The organism is Kitasatospora herbaricolor, assembly GCF_030813695.1.
Lineage (GTDB): Bacteria > Actinomycetota > Actinomycetes > Streptomycetales > Streptomycetaceae > Kitasatospora > Kitasatospora herbaricolor.
In genome coordinates, this window is record NZ_JAUSVA010000002.1 from 7,884,557 (window position 1) to 7,899,689 (window position 15,133).

Sequence of the window (15,133 nt, forward strand, 5' to 3'; positions counted from 1 at the left end):
GCCGGGCCGCCGGCCGGGCGCACCCAGGGCATCGGTGCGCACGGCGAAGCCGGGCCGGACCGCGTGAAGCGGTCCGGCCCGGCCTGTTTCCCCCGGCCTGTTTCCCCCGGGCGTTTTCCCCGGCGCCGGGGCCGGCGGTCAGCGCAGGCCGAAGGCCCGGATGATCTCCTGGCTCACCGAGCCGCCCTTGCCGTCCGAGGCGGTGGCCCGCAGCGAGACGAACCCGCCCGGCGTCCTCGGCAGCTTGACGTCGGCCGTCCAGACGCCCGCGCCGTCGCGCTTGAGCTTGGCGGCGCTCCAGGTCGCACCGTCGTCGAAGGAGACCGACAGGGTGGCCGAGGAGGCCCTGGTCACGCCGTCCAGCCACTCCTGGGTGGCGGCCGCGAGCCCGATCCGGGTGGAGCCGCCGGCCTTGACGTCGCCGGCGGTGTCCGTGGCGACGTCGTAGTCGAGCTGCAGCAGCTTGATGTCCTGCTGGAACGGCCCGTCCTGCGGGATCCGGCCGGAGCGGAAGCCCCACTCGGTGTGCGTCCGGGTCGACGTCTTCCAGGCCCCGGCGTCCCGGCGGGAATCCAGGACCAGCCGGTACGGCTGCTCCTCGGCGGGCTGCTCCCAGCCGTAACCCGCGCGCCCGGCACCGGACTTCACCAGGGTGTCGCCCCGGTAGAGGGCGTAGGAGGTGGTGTCGTACTCGTCGTCGGGCATCGAGCCGGAGTGGCCGGCGCCGTTGTCCGTCCACATGCTGACGTTGAACTGGATGTCGTCGTAGATGCTGCGGGTGGGCCCCCAGTAGCCGGTGCCCAGGCGCGGGCGCTGGATGCCGCCGAACCAGTCGGTGCGATAGGTCCGCCCGGGGCGGTAGGTGTCCCTGCCGCCCCGCATCTCGGCCAACTCCGTCTCGTAGCCGGGGCTGTAGACCGCGTGGTCCTCGTACCAGAAGCCGCTGCCGCGCTGCTCGGAGACCCACTCGGTGCGGGTGCTGGGGTAGGTCTCCTTCTCGGCGAAGCCGATGCCCGGGCCCCAGGCCGGGATGTCGTAGCGGTAGCCGCCGCCGGGTACCGTGCGGAACCCGTTGTAGGTGGCCTCGACCTTGGCCAGGTCGCGCTTCGGGTCCGGGGTGTAGGCGAGCGGGCGGTCCGGGACGGCGCCGTCGTGCTGGTCGAGCAGGTCGTACAGGTAGCGGGTGTCCTTGCGCCGGGTCACGTCCAGGTCGAACCGGCCGTGCTGGGCGGAGGCGATCAGCCCCGCGCCGGCGTCGCGCATCACGGAGACCACGGTGAGCGGGGTGGCGGTGCCCTGCTCGTCGGCGTAGTACTCCATCAGCCGGCCGGGGCCGTCGTTGACGACGACCAGCAGCTCGGCGCCCGCCGCCAGGGCGTTGGCGGCCCGCCGGGCGGGCGGGACGGCGTCGGCGCGCCGGACGACGACCGCCTTGCCGCGCACGTCCAGGCCCGCGTAGTCGGCCGCCGCACCCTGCCCGGCGTACACCGCGCGCAGTTCGGCCGAGCCGTCGGTGACGGTGGCACCGGCCTGCGCGGTGGCCTCCGGCCCCTGGCCGCCCTGGCCGCCCTGGCCGCCGTGGCCGTCCGACTGCTCCTGCCCCGCCTCGCCTCCCTGCTCTCCTTGTCCTCCCTGCTGTGCCTGCTGCTCCGGCTCGGGCTGCTGCGGCTGCCGGCCCTTGCCGGCGGTGCGCAGGTCGACGGCGGGTTCGCCGAGGCGCCAGCGGGTCAGGTAGCTGAAGCTGCCGTCGGTGACCTTCTCGGTCGGGCTCGCGTACAGGGTGTCGTAGGCGGGCGGCATCACGTAGGCGTCGCGCAGTACGTTGCCGTTGTCGAAGGTGCGGGCGAAGTCCCAGCGCAGCTGGCGCTGTTGGGTTCGTTGCGGGACCGCCGTGCTGACCTTGCGGGCCTTGCTCGCGTCCAGCCGGACGGTGGCCGGCCCCGTGAGCACCGTCTCGGGGTCGATCAGGACGGCCATGCCCAGCGAGTCGGGCTGATCGCCGCTGACGTCCAGCGCGGCCCAGGTGGCGTAGGTGCCGGGCGGCAGGCGCAGGGTGCGCTCCCCGTCCACCGCGATCGGCGACATGTTCGGGTCGTCCTTCTCGGCGAGCACCACCACGCCGGCCGCGGGCTTGCCGTCCCGTCCGGTCAACTTCACGGTGTAGTCGTAGAGTTCGCGCTCCTTCTGGAGGGCGAAGCCGGTGTGCGCGACCACCGCGCCGGAGGCCGGGTCGGTGGCGAGCACCTGCCCGGAGAAGGTGGTGGCGCTCGGGACGCCCGCCGGGTCCAGGGTGAGCGTCACGTCCGCCGTGCCGCCGGCCGGCACGGTGACCGTCCGCGCCGAGAGGGAGTAGGCGGCGTCGGCGGTGTCCGTGGCCAGGTTCAGGGTGACCGCGGCCGGGCCCGTGTTGCGGTAGCCGACCGTACGGGTGACCGGCGCGGCGCCGGCGGTCGGCCAGCGGTAGACCGCGGCCTCCACCGAACCGGTCGCCTCCACAGTCGAGTTGACGGCGGCGAGCACGTCGAGCCGGCCGGTGCCCTGCTCGTACGGAGTGAAGCCCGGCAGCACCCTGGAGGAACTCATCAGGGCTTCCTTGAGCTGCTGCCCGGACCATTCGGGGTGACGCTGCTTGAGGATCGCGGCGGCGCCCGCCACGTGCGGCGTGGCCATCGAGGTGCCCGACATGGTCTGGTACATGCCGCTGCCCGTGGCCAGCGCCTGCGAGCGGGCGGCGGTGATGTCCACCCCGGGCGCGGAGAGGTCCGGCTTGAGCCCGTACGAGCCGCTCAGCGGGCCCATGCTGGAGAAGTCGGCCCGGCCGTCCTGCTTGTCGACGGCCGCGACGGTCAGCGCGGCGGCCGCCGAACCGGGGGCGCCGATCGTCCCGGCGCCGTACGCGTTGCCGGCCGCGATCACGTACAGCGGCCCGCCGTCCGCCGACAGCGCGTCCACGGCCTGCGCCATCGGGTCGGTGCCGTCGTCGGGGACCGACGAGCCGAGGCTCATGCTGACCACGTCGGCGCCCTGCGCCTTGGCCCACTCCATGCCCGCGATGATCCAGGAGTCCTGCCCGGAGCCCTCGTCCGAGAGCACCTTGCCGATCAGCAGGCTCGCGCCGGGCGCCACGCCCTTGTAGGCGCCCGCCGAGGCCGCGCCGCTGCCCGCGACGGTGGAGGCGACATGGGTGCCGTGGCCGTTCCCGTCGGTCACCGCCTGCCCCGGTACGAAGCTCCGCTCGCCGGCGATCCGGTCCTTGACGTCCGGGTGGGTGCTGTCGACCCCGGTGTCCAGCACGGCCACCTTGCGGCCCGAGCCGTCGAAGCCGGCGGCCCACGCCTGCGGCGCGTTGACCTGCGGCACCGACTCCTTGAGGCTGGCCTCGACCCGGCCGTCCAGCCAGAGCTTCTCGATGCCCTTGGCCTCGTTCAGCGACCGCGCGGCGGGCTTCGGAGCCAGGTCGTTCCAGAACGCCCGGGCCTGCGTGCTGCGCGCCTTGAGCGCCGCGCCGCCGATGCTCGGCAACTGCCGCACCACGGTGCTGCCGGCCGGCGCGGGCGGCAGCGAACGGGCGGCCAGGGCCGGCCTGCCGTACGTGGCGATCAGCGGCAGCCCGCCGGAGCGCGCGTCGTCGTAGCCCATCCGCACCAGCGCGGTGATGTCGAAGAGCCGCTGGTCCAGCTTGCCGGCGGCGAGCAACGGCTGCGCCTCGTCCGGCAGGACGTGGATGTCGCCGCCGGACTGCTGGACGTGCACCCCGCCCCTGGCACCGTCGGGGCGGTCCACGGTCACGGTGTCCTGGCTGCCGGGGCCGTCGGTGTAGTGCACGACGTCACCGGTGACCAGGGTGAGGTCGTAGGTGCTGGACAGCGCCGCGGCGGTGGGCGCGGTGGCACCCGGCGCGGCGTACGCGGAGGTCGGGGGCAGCAGGATCCCGGTGCCGAGCAGCAGCGCGGTGGCGCCGGCCAGCAGGGGGACCCGTCCTCGTATCTGGGTCATGCACATGATTTACAGGCTGACGAGTGCTCAGGGCATCGCCTGCGGGAGGCGGGAACCCGCCTGGGCGGTTAACCGCCCGGCCGGGCCCGCGATCAGGAGCCGGAGGCGGTCATGAGCCGGCCCCGGCCCCCGCGCGCGGGCGGGGACCGGGGCCACGGTGTGCCGGTGCGGGCGCGGCTCAGCCCTGCGGGGCCACCGAGCCGAGGTAGGCGGCGGCCTTCTCCGGCTCGTAGAACCAGTGCTCGAAGTCGGCCGCGTTGTCGAAGCCGTTGGCGAAGCGGTCCGCCACCGGCGGCAGCTGGCCGGCCGCGCCGATCAGGTTCAGCACGTGCTCCGGCGGCGGGGCGAGCATCGCGTTGGTCCACTTGGTGACGTGCTGCGCGGCGTCCCAGTAGCGGTCGAACGCGGCCTGCATGAACTCCCGGTCGAACGGCTTCTCGCCGTGCTCCAGGACGGCCTCCAGGTAGACCGCCGCGCACTTGGCCGCGTTGTTCGAACCCTGGCCGGTGATCGGGTCGTTGGCGACCACCACGTCGGCCACGCCGAGCACCAGGCCGCCGCCCGGCAGCTCGCCGACCGGGTTCCGGACCACCGGGGCGTACCGGCCGGCCAGCGTGCCGCCCGCGTCGGTGAGTTCGACGCCGGCCCGGGTGCGGTCGTACTCCCACGGGGTGAAGGTCTTCATCAGGTCCAGGGTGAGCCGCAGGTGCTCGGCCGGGTCCTTGACGTCGCCGAAGACGTCGATCGGCCCGCCGGGGATGCCCTCCCAGAACAGGATGTCGCCGGGGCCCGAGGTGGTCAGGGTCGGCATGATGAACAGTTCGCCGACGCCGGGCACCAGGTTGCAGCGCACCGCCTTGAAGTCGTGCTCCGGGCGCGGACCGAGGCCGTGCACGTAGCTGACGGCCAGGGCGCGCTGCGGCGTCTCGTACGGGGATCGGGAGGCGTCCCGCCCGAACATCGAGACCAGTTCGCCCTTGCCGGCCGCGACCAGCACCAGGTCGTACGTCCGGGCGAAGTAGTCCAGGTCGGAGACGGCGACGCCGTGCACCACGACCTGACCGCCGCGCTCGGCGAAGGTCTCCAGCCAGCCGGACATCTTGACCCGCTGGTCGACGGACTGGGCGTAGCCGTCCAGCCGGCCCACCCAGTCGATCACCCGGGCCGACTCGGGGCCGGTCACCGAGACGCCGAGGCCCTCGATCCGCGGGGCCTCCTGCTCCCAGAAGTTGAGGCCGAGGTCCCGCTCGTGCTGGAGCGCGGTGTCGAACATGCACTGGGTGGACATCACCCGGCCGTCGCGGACCTCGTCCGCCGTGCGGTTGGTCATCACGGTGACGTCGTAGCCGTTGGACTGGAGCCCCAGCGCGAGCTGGAGCCCGGCCTGGCCGGCTCCGACGATCAGTATTCTGCGCATCGCTGTCTGCTTTCTCGATTGCGAACGGTGGTCGTGCCCGCTCCCGGACCGGGCCGGCCGAGGCCGGGGCCCGGCCGGCCCGGGGTGTGCCTGAGGGGTGCCCGAAGGGTGCTCCGGGTGACGCGGTGGCGGAGTGCCGCCCGGCCGGTCAGAGACGCCCGGCCTGCGCCGACTCCTGTGCCAGCGCGTGCACCACCAGGGCGGTCAGCACCTCGACCGAGGACGCCCGCTCCCGCGCGTCGCAGAGCAGCAGCGGGATGTGGTCCGGCAGGGCGAGGGAGTCCCGGACGGCCTCGGTCGAGTAGACCGGGGCACCGTCGAACTGGTTGACCGCCACGACGAACGGCAGCCCGGTGCCCTCGAAGTAGTCGAGCGCGGGGAAGCAGTCGGCCGGCCGGCGGGTGTCGGCCAGGATCACCGCGCCGACGGCGCCGCGCACCAGGTCGTCCCACATGAACCAGAAGCGGCCCTGCCCCGGGGTGCCGAAGAGGTAGAGCACCAGGTCGGACTCCAGGCTGATCCGCCCGAAGTCCATCGCCACCGTGGTGGTGGACTTGCCCGGGACGGCGCCGGTGTCGTCGAGGCCGACGCTGGCCTCGGTCATCACCGCCTCGGTGGTCAGCGGGGGTATCTCGGACACCGAGCCGACGAACGTGGTCTTGCCCACGCCGAAGCCGCCCGCCACCACGATCTTGGTGGAGGTGGCCGTTCCCGCGATCAGCGGGACACCCGGGGGCAGGTCCGCCCGGTCGGGCGCACCCGGTGCGCCCGGTACTGCCGGGGCAGTCGGTACGACTGAGGGCCGCTCCCTTGCGGCCTCAGAGCTTGCGAAGTCCACCCAGCACCTTCTCCAGCAGATCACGCTTCGACGTGCCGTGCGCCTCGCCCGCCCCGCCCGGGGCCCCCGCCGAGTCCGTGCCGTGCACCCTGATCCGGCCCTGGTCGGCGAGATCGCTGACCAGCACCTTGACGACCCCCAACGGGATCCGCAGCAGGGCCGAGATCTCCGCGACCGAGCGCATCTGACCCCGGCACAGCTCGCAGATCGCCGCCAGCTCGGGCAGCGCCCGGTCCGCCGGGTCGGTCGGCCGGTTGAGCGCCGACACCAGCGTTTCGACCAGCAGCACGCCGGTGAACCGCGTCCTGCCCCGGGTGATGGTGTACGGCCGCACCCGGGACGAACGCCCCTGGCCCGGCCGGGTCGTCGTGGTCCGTTGTGCGCGCAGAGCGTGGCCCTGCTCTGCTCCGTACGTACCGCCGTTGTCGCTGCCGGCCATGCTTCCCACCTCCCTAGACCTCATCGGACGGCCATCGCCCGGTGGAGTTCGCTGCGCACCTGCGGCGTCAGCGCATGACCGGCGCGCTCCACGAGCAGCGCCATCTGGTAGGCGACGACGCCCAGATCGCATTCGAGGGAGGCGTACACACCGAGGCAGGAGCCGTCGCTGATCGCCATCACCACGAGATGTCCCTGGTCCATCGTCACCATGGTCTGTTTCACGGCGCCGCGGGCCAGCGAGCCGGCCGCGCCCGCGGCCAGGCTGGTCAGCGCCGAGACGATCGCCGCCAGTTCCTCGGAGCGCGAGCCGTCCCGCGAGTCGGCGAGCAGCAGGCCGTCCGAGGAGACCACCACGGCGTCGACCACACCCGCGACCGAGCCGAGGAAGTCGTTGAGCAGCCACCGCACGCTGCTGGCGGCCTGGCTGACCGCGACATGGCCGGGCGTGCCGTCGCCCGCCTGTACCAGGTGTCCGGAATCGTTCATCGGTTCTCCCCCTCGACGGCCGTGTCCTGCGGCTGCTCCGCCGCCGGCGCGGCCGGCGGCTCGGGGAGCGGCGTGACGGACGGCCGGGCTGTGGTGGGCGGGGCTGTGGTGGGTCCGTTCCCGGTGGTGCGGTCTTCGGTCGGTCGGTCTTCGGTCGGTCGGTCTTCGGCGGGGCCGTCTTCGATGGGTCGCTTCCCGGTGGTGCGGGCCCCCGAGTGGTCCCCGGTGCGGTCCTCGGTTTGGTCCTCGGTTTGGTCCCCCGTGCGGTCCCCGGTGGGCGAGGCGGTGGACGCCTGCGCCGGCTGCGCGCCGGCCAGGGCCGAGTCCCGGGCCGCCCGGCGCAGGCCGCCCTGGAAGACGCCGAGCCGGCGACGGAGCTCCTCGGGGGAGGTGCCCGACCGGGTGGGGGCGTGCTGCTCGGCGACGGGCTGCTCGGCGACGGGCTGTTCGGCCGCGCGCCGGCCGCTGCCGGGCCGGCCCGGGACGTCCTGCCCCGGGACGTCCTGCCCCGCGCCTCCCGGGCGGCCGTCGGCCGCCGCGGGGGCGGTCCGGGCCGGGGTGCTCTCCTCCACCGCCAGGCGGCGCAGGCCGGAGGTGGGCGTCTCCCCGGTGCCGGGCAGGCCGTTGCCCCGGGGGATCCGGCGGGGCAGGCCGAGCGGGGTGACCGGGGCGTCGTCCTGTTCCGTCCCGCGCCCGGGGGCCCGCGTGCCGTCCTGGGGCCGCCCGGATATCGGCTCGTCGGCCCGGCCGTGCTGGGCCGCCCCTTCCTCGGGCACCGCGGCGGAGGCCGGCCGGTCGGACCCGTCCGGGGCCCGCTCCGCCGGCTGCTCCCCGGCGGCCGGCGGAACCGCCGGCAGGTCCTGCGGGCCGGGCCCGGCGGCCGGGCCGGGCTCGGCGGTCCGGGCGGGCGGTGCGGCCTGCGCCGCGGGTTTGCGGCGCGGCAGCACGGGCGGCTCCCCGTCCGGGGTCGTGGCCTCGGGGCGGGGCGCCGGGACGATCGGGCGGGCCTGAGCGGCCGCGAGCGCCTCCGCCTGGGCGCGGGCACTCTCGGCGGCCGAGGTGACGGTGCGTTCGGCGCGGCGCTGGTCGTCCAGGTCCGTGTTGGTGACGGCGTCCTGCTGGAGGGCCTCCCGAGGGAGCATCACCATGGCGGTGATGCCGCCGCCCTGGACGTTCTCCCGCAGCTGGACCCGGATGCCGTGCCGGCGGGCCAGCCGGGCGACCACGAACAGTCCCATGCTCCGACCGGTCAGGGCGCCGGCCAGCAGCGCGTCACGGCGGTCGCTGCCGGGCTCGGAGGGCTCGGACAGCTGCTCGTTCAGGGTGCGCAGCCGCTCGCCGGGCAGGCCGATGCCGCGGTCCACCACGGAGATCATCAGCTCGCCGTTGTCGAGCAGCCAGCCGCCGACCTCGACCTGGTCCTGCGGGGGCGAGAAGGCGGTTGCGTTCTCCAGCAGTTCGGCGACCAGGTGGCTGGTGTCGTCGGCGACCGCCCCGCTGAGCCGGATCGGGGCCAGGAAGCCGAGCTTGACCCGCTCGTAGCGCTCGATCTCGGAGACCGCGGCCCGGACGACGTCCAGCAGGGTGACGGTCTTGCGGCTGCGGTGGCTGTTCTCCAGGCCGGCCAGCAGCAGCATGTTCTCGCTGTTGCGGCGCATCCGGGTGGCGAGGTGGTCGAGCCGGAACAGGCTCTCCAGCTGCGCCGGGTCGGCCTCGCGGCCCTCCAGCGCCTCGATCAGCACGAGCTGGCGTTCGACCAGGGTCAGGGTGCGCATCGCGAGGTTGACGAAGGTGGAGTCGACGCTGCCCTCCAGCTCGTCGACCTCCTTGGCCAGCGCGTCCCGCTCCAGCAGGAGCGCGTCACGGGCCGTCGTCAGGGCGTCCCGTTCGGCCGAGAGTTCGGTGACCAGGGTGTCGGTGCCGGCCTGCCGCTCGGCGGTCTCCTCCGCCTGCCGGGTCAGCTCGTCCAGGGTGCGGAGCAGTTGCTCGCGCTCGTGGAGCAACTGCTGCCGCTCGCCGGCGTAGGCGTGCAGCCGGCGGTCCTGGGTCTCCCGCTCTGCGGCCAGGCCGTGCCGCTCCTCCATCAGGGCCTGGAGGTTCCGCTCGGCCTGGTCCCGGGCGCGCAGCAGCGGACGCGCCGTGGCGCGACGCGCGACGTACGCGCTGCCGCCGGCGAGGACCACAGCCGCGCCGGCGCCCCAGAGCGCGGGCACGGCGGAGCCGTCCGCCGCCGCTCCGCAGCCGGAGAGCGAGAGGACCGCCAGGCAACAGGCGAGGGGGCGCGGGAAGCGGCCGGGCGTCGGTGCGTCGGCCTGCGCCGACCCGGTACGCGCGCTGCCTTCGTCGGCGGGGCCGCTCGACGCCCCGCCGGGGCGCCGGCGCTCCGTCATCCTTTTACGCAACGGTGCTCACAATCTCGTCAGGCCTCAAGCGCCAACGCACTTTTCAGGCCTTCGTGGATCTCGCAGGAGGACGGTAACCCCCGATCCCGCCGCAGACACCCGCGAGAGTCAACCGTAGAAATAGGTGGACAAACAAGATCAACTCTGCATTTCCCCCGTCGGCATCTCTGATGTGGCGTCATCCCGGCGAGAGTCGTCGCAGGTCAGGACGGTACCGACAGTTGCACGGTTGAAACTGTGGGTCACGGGATGTGATGGAGATCTCATGCGATCCCGCCGAGTCGTCGGTGGGCGAACTTCTCTTCCTGGCCGACCCGGTGACGGTGCGGTGGCAGCGCGCCGGTGGCCCGGCGGGTTCCGGTGGGTTCCGGTGGGTTCCGATGGGTTCCGATGGAGGTTGGCAGGCTTGGCGGGGCTTGGCGGGGCTCGGCGGGGCTCGGCCCGAGGGGGCGGGCGGGAGGGAGTGGGGGCGGCGTGGCGCGGTCCAGCGCCGGCGCGCCCTGCCGGCCCTCTCGTGCGGCCGGACGAGGGGCCTCGACGGGTGCGGCGTCCCTGGTGGTGAGTGTCAGGGGCGGCCGGGCCTGCTTGCTGGCGTTCCCCTTGTGGGCCCCTGGTGGGCCTCGCGCGGCCAGCCGGCCATCCGGCTCGCGCCGGCCTGGCCGCCGGTCGGTGGGCTTGCTCCGGGCGTCGCTGGATCGACTGGTCGGTCCAGCTGAATCGTCTCGAGTATTCGGTAGACCGGTCGGTGCGGGGGTCTCTGCTCTGCGCTCTGTGGTCTGTGGTTGGTGGTCGGTAGACCGGTCGGTCCAGTGGTCGGTGGTCTTTCGGTAGACCGGTCGGTCCATTCCTCGGGGCGGTCTTTCGGTAGACCGGTCGGTCCAGTCCTCGGCGGCTCCGAGTATCAGTAGACCGGTCGGTCCAGTCCGCTGCATGTCCGGGTATCGGTAGACCGGTCGGTCCAGTGAGCGTGTCTCGGAAGCCGGTGCGCCGGCGGTTCGGTTCAGCGGGGCTGTCGATCCTGGTCGACCGGTCTGGCTGGTCCAGCAAGCCCGTCCCGGACGCCAGTGGACCGACCGGTCGGTCTACTCCCCAGAATCGTCGGCCGAGCCGGGCAGCACCCCGTGGCAGGCGGGCAGCCCGGTGTTCGCCCGGTGTCGGTCGCCGTCCGGCCGTTGCGCGACCCGAGGGTGCCGTCCCGCTGCGGGAGTCGACCAGGGAGTCGACCAGGGAGGCGGGGAGTTCGGAGGCGGGGAGTTCGGAGGCAGGCGGCCCGGCTCAGGAGGCGGTCGGCCCGGTCGCCGGGGCGAGGGCACTCCGGAACGCGTGGCCGCCGAAGCCCGCCGTGCCTGCCAGTTGCTCGTCCCACCAGGCGGCCGTCCGGACGGGGTCCATGGTCGTCCAGTCGGGTGCCTGCTCGACCTGGGCCCGGCCGAGGCGGCGGCCGAGCGTGACCAGGGCGTGCCCCGCCTCCCCGCGGTCACGCTCGTAGGCGGCGAGCAGTTCCTCCCAGGAGGTGGACCGCCGCCAGGCGTCCTCGAAGGCGACGGCGTCCTGAACGGCCTTGGCGGCGCCGCTGGTGTTGTGCGGGCGCACCACGGTGGCCGCGTCGCCGGCCAGCAGCAGGCGGCCCGAGGTACGGCGCGGGGTGTCGAGGTCGTAGATCGGCTGCAGGAAGGTCCGCTCCGGCGGGGTCAGGGCGATCAGGGCGGCCCAGTAGGGCGGGAGGTGCCGCTCGGCGAGCAGCGCGACATGCGCGGTCAGTTCCTCGGTGGCGGCGCCCGGCGGGATGCTGGTCGGGTCCTCCAGCCGCAGGCCGGCGGCGGGCGGCGGGGCGTAGAAGACCCAGTTGACCATCGGCCGGCCGGGTTCCTGGCCGGGGATCCGGTAGAGCACGCACTGGCCGCCGGGGAAGCAGACGGTGGCGGCGTGCTCCGCGGGCCAGGCCCGGTCGGCCGGGCCGGCCAGGTGGTCCAGGGCCGCCAGCCGTCCGGCGGGGAAACTGCCGCGCCAGCAGACGTACCCGGCGTACCCGGGCCGCGCCTCGGGGCAGACGGCCGCGCGCACCACCGAGCGGTACCCGTCCGCGCCGACCACCAGGTCGAAGTGTTCCTCGCCGCCGGAGGCCAGCCGGACGACGGCGCCCGCGGTTCCGTCCGCCGCCGGGGAGGCGTTGCGGACGCCCGCCACCGGGTCGCCCAGGCGGTGCTCGACGGTGGCCGGGGTCCGTTCGCGCAGGCCGCGCCAGAGCAGGCCCCAGTGGTAGGAGCGGAACGGGAAGGGCTGGTCCCAGACCAGCCGCCCGAGGGCGGAGCCGTCGGCGACCAGCCAGTGCCGCCGGGTGAGCCGGTGCCAGGCGATGCCCTCGTCCAGGTGGCCGGCCGCCGCGAGTTCGGCGTACCGGTCGTCGTGCACGCAGAGGCCGACCCCGCGGTCCGTCAGTTCGCCGTAGGAGCGCTCCAGGACGACCACCCGCCGGGCGCCGCCGCGCGCCGCGGCCGCCGCGAACGCGCAGCCCGCGATGCTTCCGCCGACCACCGCGACCGTTCCACCGAGCATGACCGGACTCCCCGCCACCCGCGCCGCCGCGTCCCGTGCCCCCGGGCCCGCTCCGACCACCGTACGACGTGTACGGCCGACCCGTGGCCGATCGGGCGGGTCGGTGCCGGCCGGGCGCGCCGGAACGCCGGAACGCCGGAACGCCGGGGAGGGCGCGGCCCGCAGGCCACGCCCTCCCCGTCCGTCGCGGACCTGTGTCAGCAGCTCAGGTTGCTGCCGGCGGTGGTGCCGAGGATCTGGACGAAGCTCTGGTACGAGTTGATCCGGCTCTGGACCTGGGCGGGGTTGCCGCCGTTGCACTCCAGGCTGCCGTTGATGCTGCGGATGGTCTCACCGAAGCCGTAGCCGTTGACCATGGCGTTGTGCGCGGTCATGGTGCCCGGGCCGTTCTGGGTGTTCCAGTACCAGAGGCCGGTCTTCCAGGCGACCGAGGCGTCGGTCTGCACGAGGTTCGGGTTGTGCAGCAGGTCGATGCCCAGGGCGTCGCCGGCGGCCTTGTAGTTGAAGTTCCAGCTCAGCTGGATCGGGCCGCGACCGTAGTACGCGGACTGACCGGCCGGGCAGCCGTACGACTGCGAAGTGTCGCAGTAGTGCGGGTAGTTCGCGGTGTTCTGCTCGACCACGTAGACCAGGCCGCCGGTCTCGTGGCTGACGTTCGCGAGGAAGGCGGCGGCCTCCTGCTTGCGGACGGTGTCGCTGCCGGTGCCGGCGAAGCCCGGGTAGGCGCTCAGCGCGGCGGTCAGGCCGGCGTAGGTGTAGAAGGGGTTGCGGCTCGGGAACATCTGGTTGAACTGAGCCTCGCTGACCGGGAATCCGCCCGGGTTGGCGGTCTGCGTCGGGCTCGGGGACGTCCCGCCGCCCGTGCAGGTGTACGGCGACCAGTACCAGGTGCTGATCACCGGGTCGTAGCCCGGGTTGTCGTGCGTGGCCTGGTAGTACTGGCCGTTGGTGTACTTGACGATCGCGCCGGTGAGGTAGGTCTGGCCGGCGACCCAGGCGGGGTACGTGCAGCCGGTGCCGGACGTCGGGGTCGGGGTGGTCCCGCCACCGCCGCCGGAGCAGCTGCCCTGGTCGGCCCAGACGCCGGAGGAGCCGCCCGGGGTCTCGTTCTGGGTCCACCACTTCGCGGACCAGTTGTGCGAGTTGTACGAGACCTGGCCGCTGGCGGCGGTGTAGACCGTGGCCGAGTTCCAGGGCGTCGCACAGCCTGCCGCCGAGGCGGAGGCGGGGAGGAGCACGGCGAGCGCTATCGCTGTCGCGACGGCGGCCAGGATGGCCATCACGCGCTTGTGGATCGACATTTCATCACCCCTCGGTGCGGTGGGGGCCGCACGAGTTGGAGGACAGGACGGTCCCGCGGGGGGCCGGCCGTGGGGAGGCCGGGCCCCGACCGGGGTGCGGGCCGGGGCGGAACTGATGGGGACTCAACAGTAGTGGTCTATACCTGTCAATAGGTATGGACCAAACCTCCCGCAAACCTCCACGAGGCCCGGCCGCCCTGCCCGCTCCCGGGTGCCGGGCGCGGCCGCCGCGCCGCCGCCCTCGTTCCGGCGGTCGCCGCAGCCGGGCGACGGCCCGTTCGTGCACCCGGCCGGCCACCGGCATCTGCGAGGATGGCGGGGTGAACGACTACCCCGGCCCCGGTGCGCCGATCAGGTCGGGCATCCCGGACCACGGCCGGGTGCCCAAGTACTACGCGGTCAAAGGCGAGTTGGACGCGCTGCTCGACGACCTCGGCGAAGGCGGGGTGCTGCCGACCGAGCGCGACCTGGCGACCCGCTTCGCGGTCTCCCGGGACACCCTGCGGCAGGCGCTGCGGGAACTGCTGATCCAGGGCCGGGTGCGCCGTCGGGGCCGGAGCACCGTGGTGGCCGGCCCGAAGCTGGAGCAGCCGCTGTCGCTGGCCAGCTACACCGAAGGCGTCCGGCGGCAGGGCCGGGTCCCGGGCCGGAACCTGATCGGGCTGGAGACCTTCGCGGCCGACCCGGCGCTGGCCGGACAGTTGGGCCTGGCGCCCGGCGATCCGGTCTGGCACCTGGAGCGCGTGCTGCTCGCGGACGGCGAGCGGGTCGGCCTGGAGAGCACCTATCTCGCGGTCGCCCGGGTGCCCGCGCTGGACCGCGAGTTCGACCCGGGAGCCTCGCTCTACGCCTACCTGGGGGAGAAGCTCGGCATCGGCTTCGGCGGCGCGGACGAGCGGATCGAGACCGTCCTCGCCACCCCGCGCGAGGCCCTGCTGATCGGCACCCCGCCCGCGCTCCCGATGCTGCTGCTGCACCGGCTCACCCGCGACAAGGAGGGCCTGCCGGTGGAGCGGGTCCGCTCGCTCTACCGCGGCGACCGCTTCAGCTTCACCACCCGACTGGGCGCCTCGGACTGAGCCGCCGCGGCTCCGCCGCCCTTCGGGCTCCGCCGCCAGGGCCCCGGGTGCCGCTGCCCCGGCCTTGGCCGCGGCTGGCGGGCCGCCCCGTCTTGGTCGCCGTGGTCGCCCCGGTCGCGCCGGTCGCGCCGGCCGGGGCTCAGCCGAGGGCGGCCCGCAGCCGCGCGGCCACCTCGGCGGCCGTGGCCTCGTCCGGGTAGCGCGAGCGCGGCCAGAAGAACCCGCGCAGCCCGTCCTTCGGGTTCCTGGGCACCACATGGACGTGCAGGTGCGGCACCGACTGGCTGATCCGGTTGTTGGCCGCCACGAAGCTGCCGGCCGCCGCCATCCCCCGCTCCACCGCGGCGGTGACCAGCTGTACCCGCGCGAAGAACGGTCCGACGTCGGCCGCGGGCAGGTCGGTGACGGTCCGCAGGTGCTGCCGGGGCACCACCAGCACGTGCCCGGGGAAGAGCGGGCGCTGGTCGAGGAAGGCCACCGCCACCTCGTCGTCCAGCACCCGGTGGGCGGGCAGGCCGCCGGCCACGATCGCGCAGAAGACGCAGTCCATCCGACCAGTGAAACCCGCCGGCGGGCCCGGCCCCGGCAGGCCGCGCCGCCGGCGCCCGTCCGGCCCC

The 15,133-nt window shown here is 74.2% G+C and carries 10 protein-coding genes; 1 reads left to right on the forward strand and 9 read right to left on the reverse strand.

Features of this window, described 5'->3' with window-relative positions; genetic code table 11:
* Nucleotides 1-138: 138 nt before the first annotated feature.
* The 8 genes from J2S46_RS34275 to J2S46_RS34310 all read right to left on the reverse strand — a co-directional run bounded on the left by J2S46_RS34275 (nucleotide 139) and on the right by J2S46_RS34310 (nucleotide 13,431).
* Complete coding sequence (locus tag J2S46_RS34275) at nucleotides 139-3,996, reverse strand: S8 family serine peptidase (protein WP_191290245.1); 3,858 nt, start codon at nucleotides 3,994-3,996, stop codon at nucleotides 139-141.
* A 178-nt stretch (nucleotides 3,997-4,174) separates the two neighbouring features.
* On the reverse strand, nucleotides 4,175-5,413 hold the full coding sequence (locus tag J2S46_RS34280; protein ID WP_191290246.1) for a styrene monooxygenase/indole monooxygenase family protein: 1,239 nt from the start codon (nucleotides 5,411-5,413) through the stop codon (nucleotides 4,175-4,177).
* A gap of 148 nt (nucleotides 5,414-5,561) precedes the next feature.
* Nucleotides 5,562-6,251: a GTP-binding protein gene (locus tag J2S46_RS34285; RefSeq protein WP_191290247.1), complete on the reverse strand. Its 690-nt coding sequence runs from the start codon at nucleotides 6,249-6,251 to the stop codon at nucleotides 5,562-5,564.
* Nucleotides 6,232-6,690, reverse strand: coding sequence for a DUF742 domain-containing protein (locus J2S46_RS34290; RefSeq protein WP_079197277.1), 459 nt, complete (start codon nucleotides 6,688-6,690; stop codon nucleotides 6,232-6,234). Before J2S46_RS34290 ends, J2S46_RS34285 begins: the two co-directional genes overlap by 20 nt.
* A gap of 20 nt (nucleotides 6,691-6,710) precedes the next feature.
* Nucleotides 6,711-7,178, reverse strand: coding sequence for a roadblock/LC7 domain-containing protein (locus J2S46_RS34295; protein WP_073921301.1), 468 nt, complete (start codon nucleotides 7,176-7,178; stop codon nucleotides 6,711-6,713).
* Nucleotides 7,175-9,568, reverse strand: a complete 2,394-nt coding sequence (locus J2S46_RS34300) for an ATP-binding protein (RefSeq protein WP_191290248.1) — start codon at nucleotides 9,566-9,568, stop codon at nucleotides 7,175-7,177. The genes J2S46_RS34295 and J2S46_RS34300 overlap by 4 nt, the downstream gene beginning before the upstream one ends.
* 1,287 nt (nucleotides 9,569-10,855) lie before the next feature.
* A complete protein-coding gene (locus tag J2S46_RS34305; RefSeq protein ID WP_191290249.1) occupies nucleotides 10,856-12,136 on the reverse strand; it encodes an FAD-dependent monooxygenase in 1,281 nt (426 codons plus the stop codon).
* A gap of 197 nt (nucleotides 12,137-12,333) precedes the next feature.
* Nucleotides 12,334-13,431 carry a glycoside hydrolase family 19 protein gene (locus J2S46_RS34310; RefSeq protein ID WP_370882339.1) on the reverse strand — a complete coding sequence of 366 codons (1,098 nt, stop codon included), beginning with the start codon at nucleotides 13,429-13,431 and terminating at the stop codon, nucleotides 12,334-12,336.
* A gap of 326 nt (nucleotides 13,432-13,757) precedes the next feature.
* On the opposite strand from J2S46_RS34310, the gene J2S46_RS34315 reads away from it, so the two are divergent.
* Complete coding sequence (locus J2S46_RS34315; RefSeq protein ID WP_191290250.1) at nucleotides 13,758-14,516, forward strand: GntR family transcriptional regulator; 759 nt, start codon at nucleotides 13,758-13,760, stop codon at nucleotides 14,514-14,516.
* Nucleotides 14,517-14,655: 139 nt separating this feature from the next.
* On the opposite strand, the gene J2S46_RS34320 is transcribed toward J2S46_RS34315, so the two are convergent.
* On the reverse strand, nucleotides 14,656-15,066 hold the full coding sequence (locus J2S46_RS34320) for an HIT family protein (protein ID WP_191290251.1): 411 nt from the start codon (nucleotides 15,064-15,066) through the stop codon (nucleotides 14,656-14,658).
* Between the last annotated feature and the right edge of the window lie 67 nt (nucleotides 15,067-15,133).

Coding starts and splice junctions, on each gene's coding strand:
- J2S46_RS34300 (WP_191290248.1), bottom strand. CDS start 9,568: ATGACGGAGCGCCGGCGCCCCGGCGGGGCGTCGAGCGGCCCCGCCGAC.
- J2S46_RS34295 (WP_073921301.1), bottom strand. CDS start 7,178: ATGAACGATTCCGGACACCTGGTACAGGCGGGCGACGGCACGCCCGGC.
- J2S46_RS34280 (WP_191290246.1), bottom strand. CDS start 5,413: ATGCGCAGAATACTGATCGTCGGAGCCGGCCAGGCCGGGCTCCAGCTC.
- J2S46_RS34305 (WP_191290249.1), bottom strand. CDS start 12,136: ATGCTCGGTGGAACGGTCGCGGTGGTCGGCGGAAGCATCGCGGGCTGC.
- J2S46_RS34320 (WP_191290251.1), bottom strand. CDS start 15,066: ATGGACTGCGTCTTCTGCGCGATCGTGGCCGGCGGCCTGCCCGCCCAC.
- J2S46_RS34290 (WP_079197277.1), bottom strand. CDS start 6,690: ATGGCCGGCAGCGACAACGGCGGTACGTACGGAGCAGAGCAGGGCCAC.
- J2S46_RS34275 (WP_191290245.1), bottom strand. CDS start 3,996: ATGACCCAGATACGAGGACGGGTCCCCCTGCTGGCCGGCGCCACCGCG.